Origin of the sequence: Pseudomonas sp. QE6, from assembly GCF_041379005.1 — a bacterium.
In the GTDB taxonomy this organism is placed as follows: Bacteria; Pseudomonadota; Gammaproteobacteria; order Pseudomonadales; family Pseudomonadaceae; genus Pseudomonas.
The window spans coordinates 806739-824651 of record NZ_CP166873.1 but is presented as its reverse complement, the minus strand read 5'-3'; the positions used below and the strand labels follow the sequence as shown (position 1 = coordinate 824651).

At 65.6% G+C, this 17913-nt stretch carries 17 protein-coding genes; 13 read left to right on the top strand and 4 right to left on the bottom strand.

What is annotated here, in order from left to right; genetic code table 11:
- The first annotated feature begins 349 nt into the window (after nucleotides 1-349).
- Both rpmB and rpmG read left to right on the top strand, forming a co-directional pair.
- The gene (gene rpmB, locus ACAW63_RS03690; RefSeq protein WP_009614118.1) at nucleotides 350-586 is read left to right on the top strand and encodes a 50S ribosomal protein L28; all 237 of its coding nucleotides are present in this window, start codon (nucleotides 350-352) and stop codon (nucleotides 584-586) included.
- Nucleotides 587-597: 11 nt separating this feature from the next.
- A complete protein-coding gene (gene rpmG, locus ACAW63_RS03685) occupies nucleotides 598-753 on the top strand; it encodes a 50S ribosomal protein L33 (protein WP_017520721.1) in 156 nt (51 codons plus the stop codon).
- A 125-nt stretch (nucleotides 754-878) separates the two neighbouring features.
- On the opposite strand, the gene ACAW63_RS03680 is transcribed toward rpmG, so the two are convergent.
- Nucleotides 879-1241 (bottom strand): cupin domain-containing protein, encoded by a 363-nt coding sequence (locus tag ACAW63_RS03680; RefSeq protein WP_371231764.1) that lies wholly within the window; start codon nucleotides 1239-1241, stop codon nucleotides 879-881.
- A 304-nt stretch (nucleotides 1242-1545) separates the two neighbouring features.
- On the opposite strand from ACAW63_RS03680, the gene ACAW63_RS03675 reads away from it, so the two are divergent.
- The gene (locus ACAW63_RS03675) at nucleotides 1546-3039 is read left to right on the top strand and encodes an aldehyde dehydrogenase (RefSeq protein ID WP_370600299.1); all 1494 of its coding nucleotides are present in this window, start codon (nucleotides 1546-1548) and stop codon (nucleotides 3037-3039) included.
- Nucleotides 3040-3334: 295 nt separating this feature from the next.
- Entirely contained in the window at nucleotides 3335-4504 is a 1170-nt protein-coding gene (locus tag ACAW63_RS03670; RefSeq protein ID WP_371231762.1) for an MFS transporter, read from the top strand.
- Here ACAW63_RS03670 and ACAW63_RS03665 read toward each other — a convergent pair.
- From ACAW63_RS03665 to dadR, 3 genes are all read right to left on the bottom strand, one after another.
- Nucleotides 4501-6054, bottom strand: coding sequence for a phospholipase D family protein (locus ACAW63_RS03665; RefSeq protein WP_371231760.1), 1554 nt, complete (start codon nucleotides 6052-6054; stop codon nucleotides 4501-4503). The genes ACAW63_RS03670 and ACAW63_RS03665 overlap by 4 nt on opposite strands.
- Before the next feature lie 68 nt (nucleotides 6055-6122).
- Nucleotides 6123-7442, bottom strand: a complete 1320-nt coding sequence (locus ACAW63_RS03660; protein WP_371231759.1) for an NAD(P)/FAD-dependent oxidoreductase — start codon at nucleotides 7440-7442, stop codon at nucleotides 6123-6125.
- A gap of 136 nt (nucleotides 7443-7578) precedes the next feature.
- Nucleotides 7579-8067, bottom strand: a complete 489-nt coding sequence (gene dadR, locus ACAW63_RS03655) for a transcriptional regulator DadR (protein WP_015479539.1) — start codon at nucleotides 8065-8067, stop codon at nucleotides 7579-7581.
- A 163-nt stretch (nucleotides 8068-8230) separates the two neighbouring features.
- Between dadR and ACAW63_RS03650 the strand changes: the two genes are divergently transcribed.
- The 9 genes from ACAW63_RS03650 to ACAW63_RS03610 all read left to right on the top strand — a co-directional run bounded on the left by ACAW63_RS03650 (nucleotide 8231) and on the right by ACAW63_RS03610 (nucleotide 17857).
- Nucleotides 8231-10795, top strand: a complete 2565-nt coding sequence (locus tag ACAW63_RS03650; protein ID WP_371231757.1) for a YdbH domain-containing protein — start codon at nucleotides 8231-8233, stop codon at nucleotides 10793-10795.
- Between the two features lie 17 nt (nucleotides 10796-10812).
- Nucleotides 10813-11004, top strand: coding sequence for a YnbE family lipoprotein (locus ACAW63_RS03645; protein ID WP_371231755.1), 192 nt, complete (start codon nucleotides 10813-10815; stop codon nucleotides 11002-11004).
- A gap of 14 nt (nucleotides 11005-11018) precedes the next feature.
- The gene (locus tag ACAW63_RS03640; RefSeq protein WP_371231754.1) at nucleotides 11019-11363 is read left to right on the top strand and encodes a YdbL family protein; all 345 of its coding nucleotides are present in this window, start codon (nucleotides 11019-11021) and stop codon (nucleotides 11361-11363) included.
- 361 nt (nucleotides 11364-11724) lie between these two features.
- The gene (gene dadA / locus ACAW63_RS03635; protein WP_331319572.1) at nucleotides 11725-13020 is read left to right on the top strand and encodes a D-amino acid dehydrogenase; all 1296 of its coding nucleotides are present in this window, start codon (nucleotides 11725-11727) and stop codon (nucleotides 13018-13020) included.
- Nucleotides 12995-13348, top strand: coding sequence for a RidA family protein (locus tag ACAW63_RS03630; RefSeq protein WP_371231752.1), 354 nt, complete (start codon nucleotides 12995-12997; stop codon nucleotides 13346-13348). Before dadA ends, ACAW63_RS03630 begins: the two co-directional genes overlap by 26 nt.
- 87 nt (nucleotides 13349-13435) lie before the next feature.
- Entirely contained in the window at nucleotides 13436-14515 is a 1080-nt protein-coding gene (alr, locus tag ACAW63_RS03625; RefSeq protein WP_371231750.1) for an alanine racemase, read from the top strand.
- 164 nt (nucleotides 14516-14679) lie between these two features.
- On the top strand, nucleotides 14680-15228 hold the full coding sequence (locus ACAW63_RS03620) for a cupin domain-containing protein (RefSeq protein WP_207886750.1): 549 nt from the start codon (nucleotides 14680-14682) through the stop codon (nucleotides 15226-15228).
- Nucleotides 15229-15404: 176 nt separating this feature from the next.
- On the top strand, nucleotides 15405-15833 hold the full coding sequence (locus tag ACAW63_RS03615; protein WP_331319575.1) for a cytochrome c5 family protein: 429 nt from the start codon (nucleotides 15405-15407) through the stop codon (nucleotides 15831-15833).
- A 182-nt stretch (nucleotides 15834-16015) separates the two neighbouring features.
- Entirely contained in the window at nucleotides 16016-17857 is a 1842-nt protein-coding gene (locus ACAW63_RS03610) for an acetyl-CoA hydrolase/transferase C-terminal domain-containing protein (protein ID WP_371234562.1), read from the top strand.
- Nucleotides 17858-17913: the final 56 nt, after the last annotated feature.

Genomic DNA, 17913 nt, shown 5'->3' with positions numbered 1-17913 from the left:
GCTGGCAAGATGCCCATCCGCGAGGCTGGGCGGGTCATGCAAGGCTGATGGCAGCCTCGAAGGAGCTACCCTAGACCAAGCCGCCGCCCGTCACAACGATGACAGGCGACGAACGGCAGCAGTGCCACGCCCCACGGGGGCTGGCGTCCGCTTCCCGGAGTGGTGCTCGCCCTTGCAGCGCGAAGTGTCTTTCTGATATAAAGCTGCGCTCTTTTCTGGGGCCCTGCTCTGATCTTGCGACCCGATCGCGGCGATGTGGCAGTTAAGACCCCGGTGAAACTGAGAATCCAATTGAGTTAAGCAGCCAACCCATGCCGGGTTTGGCATGTGGTTTACAGAGGGCTGAGCCATGTCGAGAGTTTGCCAAGTGACCGGTAAGGGTCCGGTTACCGGGAACAACATTTCCCACGCACACAACAAAACCCGCCGCCGTTTCCTGCCGAACCTGCAGCACCACCGTTTCTGGGTTGAGTCCGAGAAGCGCTTCGTGCGTCTGCGCGTTTCCGCCAAAGGCATGCGTATCATCGACAAGCGTGGCATCGAGGCCGTTCTGAACGACCTGCGCGCCCGCGGCGAAAAATTCTAAGGAGCACCGTCATGCGCGAACTGATCCGTCTGGTGTCCAGCGCCGGTACCGGCCACTTCTACACCACCGACAAGAACAAGCGTACCAAGCCTGAGAAAATCGAGATCAAGAAATACGATCCGGTTGTTCGCAAGCACGTGATCTACAAGGAAGCCAAGATCAAGTAATTGATCTTCGCCCTTGTGAAGAAACCCGCCCCTCGTGGCGGGTTTTTTCTTGCCCGCAGTTTGCCCATCCGGGCGGCGGGCACAAAAAAGCCCGCCGATTGGCGGGCTTTTTCACATCTGGCCGATCAGGCCTTCTGCTCGAAGATCACGTAGACCTTGCGGCAGGGCTCCAGCACTTCCCAGGTGCCCTGGAAGCCGGCCGGGATGACGAAGCGGTCGCCCACGCGCACGGTCTTGGCGCCGCCGTCGGTATCGCGGATCACCGACACGCCCTGGAGGATCTCGCAGTATTCGTGCTCGGTGTAGCTGACGTTCCAGTGGCCCGGCTCGCCTTCCCAGATGCCGACGTTGAACTGGCCGCAGGGGCTGGCGTAGTGGTTGCGCACGTTCTGCGCCGGGTCGCCCTTGATGATGCGCTCCGGGGCGGGGCGGTAGTGTTCCGGGGCGGTGGTGGCCTGGGCGAAATCGACGATCTGATCGACTTTCATGACGGTCTCGATTCTTGTGTGTTGTTGGCGAGCGGGGCGCCTGCACGGTGGGCGCCGTTGGATATTCCGTTCGGTGCCGACTATGAAAGACCTTCGAGCACCGATCGGAGGGGAGTCTATGTTTAATAAAACGAACGTGACAAGGCTGTTTTGCCGTCTAGTGTAAAAAATATTGAAAATTACCGCCCTCCGGTTTAGGGTGGCGGACAGCATGCGTTTGCTCCGCCTTGCGGAATATTTGACAGCGCGCCCGCACCGGGCGCCTGGACCTTAGATAAGTACATTAATAAGAGGACACGTTGTCATGGGTACCCTCACTCGCGCCGATTGGGAAGCTCGCGCCAAGGATCTGAAGATCGAAGGCCGCGCCTTCGTCAACGGTGAATACGTCGCCGCCGTCTCCGGCGACACCTTCGATTGCATCAGCCCGGTGGACGGCCGCTTCCTGACCAAGGTCGCCAGCTGTGATCTGGCCGATGCCGAACGTGCCGTGCAGGTTGCCCGTGCCGCCTTCGACTCCGGCGTGTGGTCGCGCATGGCGCCGGCCCAGCGCAAGAAGGTGATGATCCGCTTCTCCGAGCTGCTGCTTGCCAACGCCGAAGAGCTCGCCCTGCTGGAAACCCTGGACATGGGCAAGCCGATCAGCGACTCGCTGAGCATCGACGTGAACAGCGCCGCCAACAGCCTGCGCTGGAGCGGTGAAGCGATCGACAAGATCTACGACGAAGTCGCCGCCACCGCCCACAACGAACTGGGTCTGGTGACCCGCGAGCCGGTAGGCGTGGTCGCTGCCATCGTGCCGTGGAACTTCCCCCTGCTGATGACCTGCTGGAAACTCGGCCCGGCGCTGTCCACCGGTAACTCGGTGATCTTGAAGCCCTCTGAGAAGTCCCCGCTGACCGGCATCCGCATCGCCCAGCTGGCCATCGAGGCCGGCATCCCGAAAGGCGTGTTCAACGTCCTGCCGGGCTTCGGCCACACCGTGGGCAAGGCCCTGGCCCTGCACATGGACGTCGACACCCTGGTGTTCACCGGTTCGACCAAGATCGCCAAGCAGCTGATGGTCTACGCCGGCGAATCGAACATGAAGCGCGTCTGGCTGGAAGCCGGCGGCAAGAGCCCGAACATCGTCTTTGCTGACGCGCCGGACCTGAAGGCCGCCGCCGAAGCCGCTGCCAGCGCCATCGCCTTCAACCAGGGCGAAGTCTGCACCGCCGGCTCCCGCCTGCTGGTGGAAAAGTCGATCAAGGCCGAGTTCGTGCCGATGGTCGTCGAAGCCATCAAGGCCTGGAAGCCGGGCAACCCGCTGGACCCGGAAACCAACGTCGGTGCGCTGGTCGACACCACCCAGATGAACAACGTGCTGAGCTACATCCAGGCGGGCCACGACGACGGCGCCAAGCTGGTGGCCGGCGGCAAGCGCACCCTGGAAGAGACCGGCGGCACCTACGTCGAGCCGACCATCTTCGACGGCGTGACCAACGCCATGCGCATCGCCCGTGAAGAGATCTTCGGCCCGGTGCTGTCGGTCATCGAGTTCACCGATGCCGAGGAAGCCGTACGCATCGCCAACGACACCCCGTACGGCCTGGCCGCCGCGGTGTGGACCAGCGACCTGTCCAAGGCGCACCTGACCGCCAAGGCGCTGCGCGCCGGCAGCGTGTGGGTGAACCAGTACGACGGCGGCGACATGACCGCGCCGTTCGGTGGCTTCAAGCAGTCCGGCAACGGCCGCGACAAGTCGCTGCACGCGTTCGACAAGTACACTGAATTGAAAGCCACCTGGATCAAACTCTAAGGACGGTTCGTAGGGGCTGCGCGTCGGCCATGCTGCGTTGAGAACGAATTTTGGCTGCTCATTTACAGAAGTAAACTCCGCACCAAAATTCGCTCTCGCCTTGCCTGGCTCTAGCTCGCGCCCTCCGTGGCGAACTTGGCGATTCAAATGTTTTTAGGTCGGCCCCGCTCGGGGCCGCTCTGACAAGAGCCAAACCTGCGGCCGGGTTTCCTTTGGGAAGCCCGGCCGTTTTGCATTGCGCATCGGGCGTCTTCACTGGCCCGGAGTGCGCTCCGGATGGAACAGGAGAAAGACAATGCGTTGGGGTGCTTATTCTGCGGTCTGCCTGTCGGTCATCAGCATCGGCCTGGCCCTCGGATTGACCATGCCGCTGGTATCGCTGCGCCTCGATGGCTGGGGCTACGGCAGCTTCGCCATCGGCGTGATGGCGGCGACGCCCGCCGCCGGTGTGCTGCTCGGCGCCATGCTCGCCGGCCGGCTCGCGGCGCGTTTCGGTACGCCGCGGCTGATGCAGCTGTGCCTGATTTCGGGAGCCTTCTCGGTCGGCCTGCTGGCGCTGCTGCAGAGCTATCCGATCTGGCTGGTCCTGCGCCTGCTGATCGGCGTGCAACTGACCGTGGTGTTCATTCTCGGCGAGAGCTGGATCAATCAGCTGGCCATCGAGAAATGGCGCGGTCGCCTGGTCGCCCTGTATGGCACCGGCTATGCGCTGAGCCAGCTGTCCGGTCCGGTGCTGCTGACCTTCATCGGTACCGACGACGACCGCGGCTTCTGGTTCGCCGTGTGCCTGCTGATCGGCGGCTCCCTGCTGTTGCTGGGCCGTGGCGGCGCGCCCAAGGTCGACCCGCACAGTGCCTCCGGGCGCGGGCTGTTCGGTTTCTGCGCCAAGCTGCCGGCGATCGCCTGGGCGGTGGTGCTGTTTGCCGGCTTCGAGGCGATGATCCTCACCCTGCTGCCGGTCTACGGCGTGCAACAGGGCTTCACCCAGGCGGTGGCGCTGGCGATGGTCAGCACGGTGGTGGTCGGCGATGCGCTGCTGCAATTGCCGATTGGCTGGCTGGCCGACCGCATCTCCCGGCAGACGCTGTTCAAGGGCTGCGGCACGGTGCTGCTGGCGAGCAGCCTGGGCATTCCGCTGCTGCTGCACAGCCCGGCGATCTGGCCGATTCTTGTGTTGTTCGGTGCCAGTGCAGGTGGGCTGTTCACCCTGTCGCTGATCCTCATCGGCGAGCGCTACCGGGACGACGCCCTGGTGCGCGCCAACGCCCACATCGCCCAGCTCTGGGGCATCGGCTGCCTGATCGGTCCGCTGGCCACGGGCGCCGCCAGCCAGTGGATCAGCGGTCATGCGCTGCCGATGGTGATGGCGCTGGGGGCGGCGGGTTTCGTCGTGCTGGTGTCCTTCCGCGGCCTGCCGCCGGTGATGCAGGCGACCGACGCCGAGCTGCAGCAGGAGCGCTCCTAGAGCATCTTCTCCAGCCCGATGGCGCCGGCGATCCAGGCATTGAAGCGGCGCCACAGGCTGCCCGGCTCGTGGTGCCGGGTATGGCGCTCGCCGTCGCGCTCGTTGACCCAGACCAGGCGGGGCGGACTGCTGTTGCGGTCGATCTTCACCTGGTAGCTGACGTTCGGCGACATGCCGGCCAGCGCCAGGCCACGCACCTGTTCGGCCAGCTCCGGGCTGTCGACTATGACCCCGACCTCGGTGTTCCACAGCACCGAGCGCGGGTCGAAGTTCAGCGAGCCGACGAACACCCGCCGGCGATCGAAAACCGCCGCCTTGCTGTGCAGGCTGGCGTTGCTGGAGCCACGCACCATCCAGGGCGCACCATCGATGCGTCGGTCCGGTTGGGCACGCAGTTCGTAGAGCTTCACCCCGTGTTCCAGCAGGGCCATGCGATACGGCGCATAGCCGGCATGCACGGCGGGTACGTCGGTGGCTTCCAGCGAGTTGGTCAGCAGGCGCACGCTGACGCCCTGGTCGGCGCGTCGGGTCAGGTAGTCGAGCCCGGCGCGGGTGGGCACGAAGTACGCCGAGACCAGGATCAGCTCGTGGGACACCCCGTCGAACAGCGGCTCGAGCTGGGTGCTCAGCATCTGGCCGGGCCTGGGCTCGTCCTGGTTGAGCACCTTCAGCGGGTCGTCCCAGACGGCGCGGGACGGCGCCCACACCAGATCGTCCAGCCAGTTGTCCAGGTGTGGCCGGTTGCTGTTGCGGTTGAGCCGCGCGATATAGCCCGAGCGCTTGACCCGCGCACGCTCCAGGTAGCGGTCGAGCCGGCGCCTCATGCGGTCCAGCTCGACCTTGTCCGGCCGGTCCCACAGATAGTCGTCGATGGGCCGGCTCAGGGCGCTGTTCCAGTACTGGTCGAAGCTCAGCCCGAGCGACTGGGCGATCGGCCCGACACCGAGCAGGTCGAGGTCGCTGAAGTTCATCTCGGCCTTGGCGTCGAAGTACTCATCCCCCAGGTTGCGGCCGCCGACGATGGCCACGCTGTCGTCCGCCAGCCACAGCTTGTTGTGCATGCGCCGGTGCTGCTCGGAGAGATTGAGCAGGCGCCCCATGTTGCGGGTGATGCCGGTGCTGCGGCCCAGGTGCAGCGGGTTGAACAGGCGGATCTGGATGTTCGGGTGGGCGGCGAGGGTGCCCAGCTCGTAGTCCCAGCCGTCGCTGCTGGTGTCGTCGATCAGCACGCGCACGCGCACGCCCCGGTCGGCGGCGTGCAGCAACTCGCGGATCAGCGCGCGGGTGGTGAGGCCGTCGTGGACGATGTAGTACTGGATGTCGAGGCTGCGCTGGGCCTTGCGGATCAGCTCGGCGCGGGCGAGGAAGGCGTCGACGCTGGAGGCCAGCAGGTGGAATCCCGACTCCCCCGGATGCGCGGCGGCACGTTCGCGCACCGCACTGTCCAGCGCGGTCCCTTGCGCGGAGAGGGTGTGCGACGGGGTGGGCGGCGGCGCGCTGGCGCAACCACCAAGGAGCAGCAAGGCCAGCAGCAACAGGCGTGAAAGCAAGAAAGGGTCTCCGACAGGCCGCCCGGGGCGGACTGCCGGAGATTCTAGCCGTTGCTCGCTGCAGGTGGTCAGCTGGACAGGGCTTCCTTGAAGCGATACCAGGCCATGCCCAGGGCCAGCAGCGGCGAACGCAGCAGCTTGCCGCCGGGGAAGGTGATGTGTGGGACCTTGGCGAACAGCTCGAAACCGCTGCTGTGCTGGCCGGCGATGGCTTCGGCGAGCAGCCGGCCGGCCAGGTGCGTGGCGTTCACCCCGTGGCCGGCATAGGCCTGGGCGAAGTACACGTTGGGCTGGTCGGGCAGGCGGCCGATCTGCGGCAGGCGGTTGGCGCCGATGCCGATCATGCCGCCCCACTGGTAGTCGATGCGCACGTTGGCCAGGTGCGGGAACACCTTGAGCATCTTCGGCCGCATGTAGGCCGCGATGTCCGCCGGGTCGCGGCCCGAATAGTGGCAGGCGCCGCCGAACAGCAGGCGGTTGTCGGCCGAGAGGCGGTAGTAGTCGAGCGCCACGCGCTGGTCGCACACCGCCATGTTCTGCGGCAGCAGCGCATGGGCCTGCTCGGCGGAGAGTGGCTCGGTGGCGATCACGTAGCTGCCGGCGGGCAGCACCTTGCCGTCGAGGTAGGGGTTCAGGCCGTTCTGGTAGGCGTTGCAGGCGATCACCAGGGTCTTGGCAAGCACGCTGCCACCGGCGGTGCGCACGCGCACTTCGCGGCCGTAGTCGATCGCGATCACCTTGGCGTTCTCGAACAGGCGCACGCCCAGGCTCTGCGCCACGGCGGCCTCGCCGAGGGCGAGGTTGAGCGGGTGCAGATGGCCTGAGCCCATGTCGACCATGCCGCCGACATAGAGGTCGGAGCCGACGATGGAGCGCATTTCCTCTTTCGGGATCATGCGTAGTTCGTGGCGGTAGCCGAGGCCCTTCAGTTCATCGAAATCTTCCTGGAAGCCTTCGACGTCGGAAGGCTTGTTGGCGAGGTCGCAGTAGCCCCAGGTCAGGTCGCAGTCGATAGCGTACTGCTCGACGCGGCGGCGGACGATTTCTACCGCTTCCAGGCCCATCAGCTTGAGTTGGCGCACGCCGTCGGCGCCAATCACCGGTTCGAACTGCTCGACGCCGTGGCCGACGCCGCGGATCAGTTGCCCGCCATTGCGCCCGCTGGCGCCCCAGCCGATCTGGTGGGCCTCCAGCAGCACCACCGAGAGACCGCGATCGGCCAGCTCGATGGCGGTGTTCAGCCCGGAGAAGCCGCCACCGATGATGCACACGTCCGCCTTTTCCTCGCCGGCCAGGGGCGGCACTTCGATGCGCCGGTTGGCGCTCGCGGCGTAGTAGGAAGGGGCGTGATGGTCGGTGTGCACCGGCTGGTGAACGCGGGCGTTCATGTGCGATATCCTGATTTTTGTGTTGTTAAAATTTTACGCAGGATAAACGCCGACTTCCCGCCACGCCAAGAGCTGGAGCCGTAAAAAGAGCCCGAACGTTGTAAAAGTTCGGCAGATTGCCGCGATCAGCCAGAATTCAATCCGGAATCGGCAGAGTCAGGCTTTCTTTCACCTCTTCCATGACGATGTAGCTCTTGGATTCGCGCACGTGCGGCAGCTTGAGCAGGATGTCGCCCAGCAGTTTGCGGTAGGAGGCCATTTCCGAGATGCGCGCCTTCACCAGGTAGTCGAAGTGGCCCGATACGAGGTGGCACTCCAGCACGTGGGGCAGCTTGAGCACCGAGCGGCGGAAGTCCTCGAAGGTATCGCCGGACTTGTAGTCCAGGCTGATCTCGACGAACACCAGCAGGCTGGCCTTGAGGTACTGCGGATTGAGGCGGGCGTTGTAGCCCATGATGATCCCCTCGCGTTCCAGTCGCCGCACCCGCTCGGTGCAGGGCGTGGTGGAGAGGCCGACCCGCTCGCCCAGTTCGGTGAAGGAGATGCGACCCTCCTCCTGCAGGATGCGCAGGATGTTGCGATCGATCTTGTCCAGTTCGCGGCGGCTTTGATGCTGGGTTCTCATCGGAATGACTCGGAGGTCGGCCTTGGGGGAATATCGGCAATATAGTCGGTTGTGCAGGGAATATCACTGGCAACGCTTGAACTTCCGCCGCTCGTTGGCCAGCCTGTACACCTATTGCTCCCGCCGCAAGGCGCGGAGCCAGACGTTTTTCCCGGAGCCTGGCATGTCGCTACCGCGCCTGCGCACTGTCCTTCTGCTGCTGTTGCTGATCCTGGCGCTGGCTGCGGGCGGCCTGTGGCTGGCCGTGCCGCGGGTGCTGGCCGGCGCCGGCGTGAGTATCGAGCAGTGGCAGGGCCTGGGCATTTCGCGCGCGGGGTTGCTGCTGGAGCACCTGGCGTTGCAGCGGCAGACCCCGGAGGGCGGGCGGATCGCGGTTCGCCTGGAGCAACTGATACTGGGCTGGCCGCAGCATGCGGACGGCCGCTGGCGGCTGGCGGAGGTCTCGGTCGAAAGCGTCGACGTGCGGCAGTGGCCGGACGCGCTGGCGACAGAGAGCGACGGTGCGTTGCCCGCGCCGGAACAACTGGCGCGCTGGCTGGCGCTGCTGCCCGGCCGTCTGGCCCTGGAGCGGGTGAGCGTCGAGCTGCCCTGTGCTCGCCAACAGCGCTGCACGCTGAACGGCAGCGCGCACTGGGAACAACTGCAGGGTGGTGCCGCCGCCCTGGGCGGGGAGCTGCGCCAGGGCGGCCAGCAGTTGGCTTTCAACGGACTGCTGCAGCCCGGCGAGGGGCAATGGCGCCTGCAGCTGGACAGTTTTCTGGATAACCAGTCGCTGCTGTCCCTGCAATCCAGCTGGGCGCCGGCCAGCCGTCAGTTGTCCGGAACCCTGGCCAGCCCGGCCGTGCCGCCGATCCAGGCGGTGCGCAACTGGCTGGGCATGTGGCTGCCGACCCCCAACCTGCCGCTGCCGATCCCCGAAGCCGGGCGCCTGCGCCTGAGCTGGGACACCACCCTGGCCGGTGATGCCGCCTGGCCGGACTGGCCGGGACTGCGTGATGGCCGGGGCAACGTCGACCTTGCCCTGCAGCTCTCCCAGCCATGGCCGCTGCCCGGCCTGGGCAACCTGCAGGGGGACCTGCGGCTGGTCGCCGACGCCGGTGAAAAAGGCTGGCGGCCCTCCGTGGTCGGCGGCGATCTGCGCTTGTCCGATCTCTATGGCGACTGGCTGCAGACGCTGCCGGTCGGACTGCGCCCGGCACGTTTGACGCTGCACCTGGAGCCCGGCGTGGACGATGAAGCCGGCAGCGTGCGGGCCGATCTGCGCGCCATGGGTGCCGCCGATCTGCGCCTGCGCTCGCGTGTGGCTTTGCTGGAAGCCACGCCGTTGGCGCTGCAATTGAATGAAGCACGGCTGGAGGGCAAGGTCCCGCATCTGGAGCTGGCCGGCGTGCGCGCGGACAACAGCCGCGTCGCTCTGAGTTTCGATGGCCGCGTGGATGAGCAGTCGGCGACCCTGGCCTTCGCCGCCGGCCCGCAACTGCAAGTCGGCAGCCTGAATGGGCCGCAAGGGCTCAGGATCAGCAAGTTCAGTGCGACCCTCGGCAAAGGTGCCTTCAACCTGGCGTACCCCGCTGACATGCCGTTGGCTCTGCAACTGGCCGCGCCGCTGCAACTGGCGTTGGGCGAGCTGCGCCAGGCGCACCTCAAGACGCTGGCCTGGAGCGCCAAGGGCGACCTGTCCGTCAGCCTCGATGCCCAGCAGTTCAAGGGTCAGCTGCAGAACGGCGGCGGACTTGACGCAAGGGTCGACCTGACCAACGCCGTCGGCAAGGGCCTGAGCCTGGGCGCGCGCCTGCCGGAATTTTTCCTGCGCACCGGCAACCCGCTGGAAAAGTCGCTGGCCGACTGGCCGCCGCTGCTCAGCCTGAACAACGGCAAGGCAAGCCTGGACCTGAACTGGCGCCAGCCGCCGGGCAGCGCGCCGCAGAACCTCGACCTGGACCTGCGCGGACAGGGGCTCGAAGGCGTCTACGACCGCAGCGAAGTCCACGGGCTCGACCTGCAGGCGAAGGTCGACCTGAAAGGCTCGCAGCTGGAGCTGCAATTGCCTCAGCTGAAGGTTGCCGCGCTCAACCCCGGCGTGACCCTGGGGCCGCTGTCGCTGCAGGGCAGCTACAAGGCATCGCTGAAGGCCCCGATGGCCGGCCATGTCGATTGGCAGCAGGCGGAGCTGGCGCTGTTCAATGGTCGCGCCTGGCTACCGGCGGGCGCGGTGGATCTTTCCGCGCCGGGCCAGGGTCAGATGCTCAGGCTGGAAGGCCTGTCGCTGGAAGCGATCCTCAAGGCCTATCCCGCCGAAGGGTTGACCGGCAGCGGGACCCTCGACGGCACCCTGCCGCTGCGCCTGGAGAAGGGCAAACTGAATATTCACGGCGGGCAGGTCGCGGCGCGCGAGCCGGGTGTGTTGCAGTTCCGCTCGGAAAAGATCCGCTCGCTGGGCCAGAGCAATCCGGCCATGCAGTTGCTGGCGACCGCCATCGACGATTTTCGCTACGACAAGCTCTCCAGCACGGTGGATTATGATGACAGCGGCAAGCTGCTGCTCGCCCTGAGCCTGAGCGGGCGCAACCCCGCGCTGGAACAGGGCCGGCCGATCAACCTCAACGTCAACCTGGAGGAGAACGTGCCCAAGCTGCTCACCAGCCTGCAACTGAGCGACCGGGTCAGCGACACCATCCGCAAGCGCGTGCAGGAACGCCTGCGCAATGACCCGGCCGCCGCGCCATGACCGCAAGGAGAACCCCGATGCGCCTCCGCGCCTTACTGCCTTTCCTGCTCCTGACGGGCCTCGCCCAGGGTTGCACACCCACCGTGCAACTGGCGGCGCCCAAGGAGCCGATCAATATCAACCTCAACGTGAAGATCGAGCACGAGATCTACATCAAGGTCGACAAGGCGCTCGACGGCATCATCAACGAAAACAGCGGCCTGTTCTGAGAAGGAGCCTTTTCATGAGATTGCACCGCAAACTGGGCGCCGCGCTGGTCGCCCTCTGCCTCAGCCTGCCGGTCATGGCGATGAGTCTGGAGCAGGCCATGTCCGCCCTCGGCGGCGCCAAGTCCCAGGGCCTGGTCGGCGAGCAGGCCGACGGCTACCTGGGCGTCGTCAGCAACAGCGGGCAGGCCGCCGACATCGCCGCGCAGATCAACGCCGCGCGTCGCGCCGAGTACCAGAAGGTCGCCAGCCAGAGCGGCGCCACGCTCAAGGACGTGGAAAGCCTGGCCGGCAAGAAGGCGATCGAGCGTACGCCGTCCGGGCAGTACGTGCAGGTCAACGGCCAGTGGGTGCGCAAGTAGGCATCCCAAGGGAATTTCCCTGCTTGTCACTGCTCGCGGCGACAAGCAGGGGGATGGCCGGCGGAAGCAGCTAAATCGTGCTGGGGGAATCTTGCGCGAGAGAAATTCCGGCAGATTGATAGTTGTTCGATATTTCTTCCTGTTCTGGTGAAATTTTCGCCAGATCCTCGACCATTCGGTCTCGGGTGAAAACACCCTTATCCTGGTGGATGTCCCTCCGCTAAACCGAGTTTTACCAGGATTTTTCGTCAAATACCGCATAGCAAACAGTGAATATCGCTGAGCGGGACTTCCTATACTGCGCGCATCTACGTTCAGAATAAAAAACGTCCGTGTCCCTGACGCGGCGTGGGAGGCAAAAATGCGTGTTCTGGTGCTTGGCAGCGGTGTGATCGGTACCGCCAGTGCTTACTATCTCGCCCGTGCCGGCTTCGAAGTGGTCGTCGTCGACCGCCAGCCTGGTCCGGCCCTGGAAACCAGCTTCGCCAACGCCGGCCAGGTCTCCCCTGGCTATGCCTCGCCCTGGGCCGCCCCGGGCATCCCGCTGAAAGCCATGAAGTGGCTGATGCAGACCCACGCGCCCCTGGCCATCAAGCTGACCGGCGACCCGAGCCAGTACGCCTGGATGTGGCAGATGCTGCGCAACTGCAACGCCAAGAGCTATGCGGTGAACAAGGAGCGCATGGTGCGTCTGTCCGAGTACAGCCGCGACTGCCTCGACGAACTGCGCGCCGAGACCGGCATTTCCTACGAAGGCCGCTCCCTGGGCACCACCCAGCTGTTCCGCACCCAGGAGCAGCTCGACGCCGCCGCCAAGGACATCTCGGTCCTGGAAAGCACCGGCGTTCCCTATGAAGTGCTGGATCGCGCCGGCATCGCCCGCGTCGAACCGGCCCTGGCCAAGGTGGCCGACAAGCTGGTCGGCGCCCTGCGCCTGCCGAACGACCAGACCGGCGACTGCCAGATGTTCACCACCAAGCTGGCCGAGATGGCCAAAGCCCTGGGCGTGGAATTCCGCTTCGGCCAGGACATCCAGCGCCTGGACTTCGCCGGCGACCGCATCAACGGCGTCTGGGTCGATGGCCAGCTGGTCACCGCCGACCGCTACGTGCTGGCACTGGGCAGCTACTCGCCGCAGATGCTCAAGCCGCTGGGCATCAACGCCCCGGTCTACCCGCTCAAGGGCTACTCGCTGACCGTGCCGATCACCAACCCGGACATGGCGCCGACCTCGACCATCCTCGACGAGACCTACAAGGTCGCGATCACCCGTTTCGACCAGCGCATCCGCGTTGGCGGCATGGCGGAAATCGCCGGCTTCGACCTGTCGCTGAACCCGCGTCGCCGCGCCACCCTGGAAATGATCACCACCGACCTGTACCCGGAAGGCGGTGACGTCAGCAAGGCCGAGTTCTGGACCGGCCTGCGCCCGGCGACCCCGGATGGCACCCCGATCGTCGGTGCCACCCGCTACCGCAACCTGTTCCTCAACACCGGCCACGGCACCCTGGGCTGGACCATGGCTTGCGGCTCGGGTCGCTACCTCGCCGACCTGATGGCGAAGAAGCGCCCGCAGATCAGCACCGAAGGTCTGGACATTTCCCGCTATGGCGATGCCTCGGAGGCCCAGAATGGCCATCCTGCGCCTGCACACTGATCAGCGGATGAGCCAGGTCGTCACCCACAATGGCACGGCGTACCTCGCCGGCCAGGTGGCGGACGATCTCTCCGCTGGCGTCGAACAGCAGACCCGCGAGGTCCTGGCCAGCATCGAGCGCCTGCTCGACGAGGCCGGCACCGACAAATCGCGGATCCTTTCGGCAACCATCTACCTGAAGGACGTCGCGGCCGACTTCGCCGGCATGAACGGCGTCTGGGACCAGTGGGTCCCGCAGGGCTGCGCCCCGGCCCGCGCCACCGTCCAGGCGGCGCTGTGCTACCCGGAGATCCTCGTCGAGATCTCCATCGTCGCCGCACTGCCCTGATTGTTTTTTGCGTGGCCCGGCCGTAGCGCCGGGTTTTTTTCGCTCGTTTTCTTCGCGTCTGTTTCAACCTAAAAAGAGAGTCTCGCCATGCGTCCCGCCCGTGCCCTGATCGATCTTGCCGCCCTGCGCCACAATTACCGCCTGGCCCGTGAAGTCAGCGGCGCCCGAGCGCTGGCGGTGGTCAAGGCCGATGCCTACGGTCATGGTGCAGTGGTCTGCGCCCGGGCCCTGGAAGGTGAGGCCGATGGTTTTGCCGTGGCCTGCATCGAGGAAGCGCTGGAGCTGCGCGAAGCGGGTATCCGCGCGCCGATCCTGCTGCTGGAAGGTTTCTTCGAGGCCAGCGAGCTGGAACTGATCGACGCCCATGATTTCTGGTGCGTGGTGCACTCGGGCTGGCAGCTGGAGGCCCTCGAGCGCGCCCGCCCGAGCAAGCCGCTCACCGTGTGGCTGAAGATGGACTCGGGCATGCACCGCGTCGGCTTCTTCCCGCAGGACTATGCCGCCGCGCTGGCGCGCCTGAAGGCGCTGCCCCACGTGGCCAAGGTCGTGCTGATGAGCCACTTCGCCCGTGCCGACGAGCTGGACTGCCCGCGCACCGGGGAGCAGGTCGCCGCCTTCCAGGCCGTGCGCGAAGCCGCGGGCCTTGGCCATGAGGTCAGCCTGCGCAATTCCCCCGGCATCCTCGGCTGGTCCGACGTGCCCAGCGACTGGGTGCGCCCCGGCATCATGCTCTACGGCGCCACTCCGTTCGAACAGGCGCACCCGCTGGCCGACCAGCTGCGCCCGGTGATGACCCTGGAATCCAAGGTCATCAGCCTCCGCGAACTGCCCGCCGGTGAGCCAGTGGGCTACGGTGCGCGCTTCGTCGCCGACCGTCCGGTGCGCGTGGGCGTGGTCGCCATGGGCTATGCCGACGGCTACCCGCGCCATGCGCCGGACGGCACGCCGGTGTTCATCGACGGCAAGCCCAGCCGCATCATCGGCCGCGTGTCGATGGACATGCTCACCGTGGACCTGACCGACCTGCCGCAAGCCGGCCTGGGCAGCCGCGTCGAACTCTGGGGGCCGAACGTTCCCGCCAGCCAGCTCGCCGCGCTCTGCGGCAGCATTCCCTACCAGCTGTTCTGCAACCTCAAGCGCGTGCCGCGGGTCTATAGCGGCGAGTGACGGATACCGTCCGTAAAGTTTGCGCAGGATCGACAGCCGATCTGTTGTAAATACTGAACGGTGTTGCCATGATACGTGGCACTTGGAACCCGCTCGGCTCAAGCCGTTGGCGGGTTCTGCCTTTCAGCGCCTGCCTGAACACAAGAATAAGGAGGACCCCACCCTTGGACGTCGGTGCTCGTCTGCAAGCCATCCGTAAGCTCAAAGGTTTGTCCCAGCGCGAACTCGCCAAACGGGCGGGTGTGACCAACAGCACGATCTCGATGATCGAGAAGAACAGCGTCAGCCCCTCCATCAGCTCGCTGAAGAAAGTGCTGGGTGGTATTCCGATGTCCCTGGTCGAGTTCTTCTCCCTGGACCTGGAGCAGAACAGCAACACGCCGGTGGTCTACAAGGCAGACGAACTCAGCGACCTGTCCAGTGGCTCGATCATCATGAAGCTGGTTGGCAAGGACTATCCCAGCCGCGCCATCACCCTGCTCGACGAGACCTATCCGCCGGGTTCCGACACCGGTGACGACATGTATGCCCACGAAGGCGAAGAGACCGGCGTACTGGTCGAAGGCCGCCTGGAGCTGACCGTCGGCGACGAGACTTTCGTCCTCGAACGTGGCGACAGCTACTATTTCGACAGCACCAAGCCCCACCGTTTCCGCAATCCGTTCGATGCCCCGGCGCGGCTGATCAGCGCCACCACACCGGCAAATTTTTGAACAGCCGGTAGGACCGGCCAGACCAGCTGCGACCTAATGCCGCAAGGCCCGGCAAGGCAGAGCAATTGTTTCGAGCTTGCCGGCTTTGCCGTTATACTTGCGCCCGCCCGCGCGGCCCGAGACTGTGATGACTGCTACCGCGCCCGGGTGTGATAAGCCACGATGAGGGTGAAAGGGTGAACCTGATTAAAAAAATGCTGGCAGCCCAAGCTGCCGTGCTGGCCCTGTGGGCTGTAAGCGCTCAGGCCGCGACCAACGATGACGCCATTGCCAAGCGTCTGGAACCAGTGGGGAAAGTCTGCGTGCAGGGTCAGGAATGCGCAGGCGTTGGCGCCGTGGCTTCGGCCGGTGGCGGTGGCGCTCCGCGTTCGGGCGAAGAGATCGTCGGCAAGGTCTGCACCAACTGCCACGGCAGCGGCCTGCTGGGCGCGCCGAAGATCGGCGACAAGGCCGACTGGGGCAAGCGTGCGAAGGAACAGGGTGGTATCGACGGCCTGCTGGCCAAGGCCATCTCCGGCATCAACGCCATGCCGCCGAAGGGCACCTGCGCCGACTGCTCGGATGACGAGCTGAAAGCCGCGATTCATCACATGTCCGGCCTGTAATCGCCGAACTGTGCCGAAAGAGCCGCCTCCGGGCGGCTTTTTCATGCCCGCAATTTGCGGAGCATTGTGTGCCAGGACCGGTCCAAACTCCTGTCACTGACGCGAATCAGGAGGGAAATCCGGTGCAATCCTGCTCACTTGATACCGCCGTCGAACAATTGCTCCGGCGCCTGGATGGGCACATCCGTCTCGGCCTGCCAATCGGACTGGGCAAGCCCAACCAGCTGGCCAATGCGCTGTACCGACACATACGCGAGAATCCCCGGCGCCGCCTGACACTCTATACCGCGCTTTCCCTGGGCCGCCCGCAGGCCGCAGGCGAGTTGCAGCAGCGTTTCCTGGAGCCCTTCGTCGAGCGCGTCTACGGCGACTACCCCGAACTGGACTACCTGCACGATCTGCGCAACGGCACGTTGCCGGAGAACATCCGTGTCGAGGAGTTCTACCTGCAACCCGGCAGCCTGCTGGACAGCGCGCCGGCCCAACAGAACTACATCAGCTGCAACTACAGCCATGTGGCGCGGGACATCAATGCCAAGGGTATCAACGCCGTTGCCCAGCTGGTGGCCCGTGACCCGGCGCGGCCGGGCAAGCTGAGCCTGGCCTGCAACCCCGACGTCACCCTCGACCTGTTGCCGATGCTGCAGCGTCGCCGTGCAACGGGTGAGACCATCGTCACCGTGGGTGTGGTCCACGAGCAATTGCCCTACATGCCCGGCGACGCGGAGGTGGACGAGGATTTCTTCGACCTGCTGGTCGATGCCCCGGGCGACAGCAGCACGCTGTTCTCCACGCCCAACCTGCCGGTGGGGCTGCAGGATCACTGCATCGGTCTGCATGCGAGCAGCCTGGTACGCGATGGCGGCACGTTGCAGATCGGCATTGGCATCATGGGTGATGCACTGACCTCGGCACTGCTCACCCGCCATCGCGATAACGCCTCGTACCGCGAGCTGCTGCGGCGAATCGACGTCGATGCACGGTATGCCGAGCTGATCGAGCGGGAGGGCGGCACTGGCGCGTTCGTGAAGGGTCTGTATGGCTGCAGCGAAATGTTCGTGCCTGGCCTGCTGGCATTGGCCGAAGCCGGGGTACTCAGCCGGCGGGTGGCCGCGCGGCCTGGTGCCGCGCCGGGCGAACCGGGCGTGTGGCTGCATGGCGGTTTTTTCCTCGGCCCGCAGGCCTTCTACCAGCGCCTGCGCGAGATGTCCCACGAAGAGCGGGCCGGTATCGGCATGACCGGCATCGGCTTCGTCAACAACCTGCACCGCGACGGGGAGCTCAAGCGCGAGCAGCGTTGCGACGCGCGTTTCATCAACAGCGCCTTCACCGCCACCCTGCTGGGGGCCGGCGTGGCCGACCAACTGGAGGACGGCCGGGTGCTCAGCGGTGTCGGCGGACAATATGACTTCGTCGCCCAGGCCCATGAGCTGGAGGGCGCGCGCTCCATCCTGATGTTGCGCAGCTGGCGCGAGTCGGAGGGCGAGCTGAGTTCCAACATCGTCTGGAGCTACGGCCACACCACCATCCCGCGTCACCTGCGCGACATGGTGGTGACCGAGTACGGCATCGCCGACCTGCGCGGCAGGAATGACGCCGAGGTGATCGCGGCGATGCTGTCGATCGCCGACTCGCGCTTCCAGGACGGGCTGATCGCCCAGGCCAAGGCGGCCGGCAAGCTGCCGGAGGATTTCGAGCTGGATGCGCGCTACCGCGACAATACTCCCGAGCGCCTGCGCGAAGCGACGCGCGGGTTGCACCGACTGCTGCCGGAATTCCCGCTGGGTTGCGACTTCACCGGGGAAGAGCGCGATCTGCTGCGGGCGCTGGAGTGGTTGAAGAGCAAGCTGCGTCTGAGCGAAATACTTGAGCTGGGCAAGGCGACGCTGGATGCGCCGGAGCCGGAAGACTATGCGGCGCATCTGGAGCGCATGGGGCTGGCGAGCCCGGAGGGGATACGCGAGGAGCTTTACCAGCGGTTGGTTTTGGTCGGTCTTAAGGCCAGCGCCGAGCCGGACCAGTAACCCCGTCGACCGTCTGTAGGAGCGGACCTTGTCCGCAAGTCTTCCAGGCTGCACGG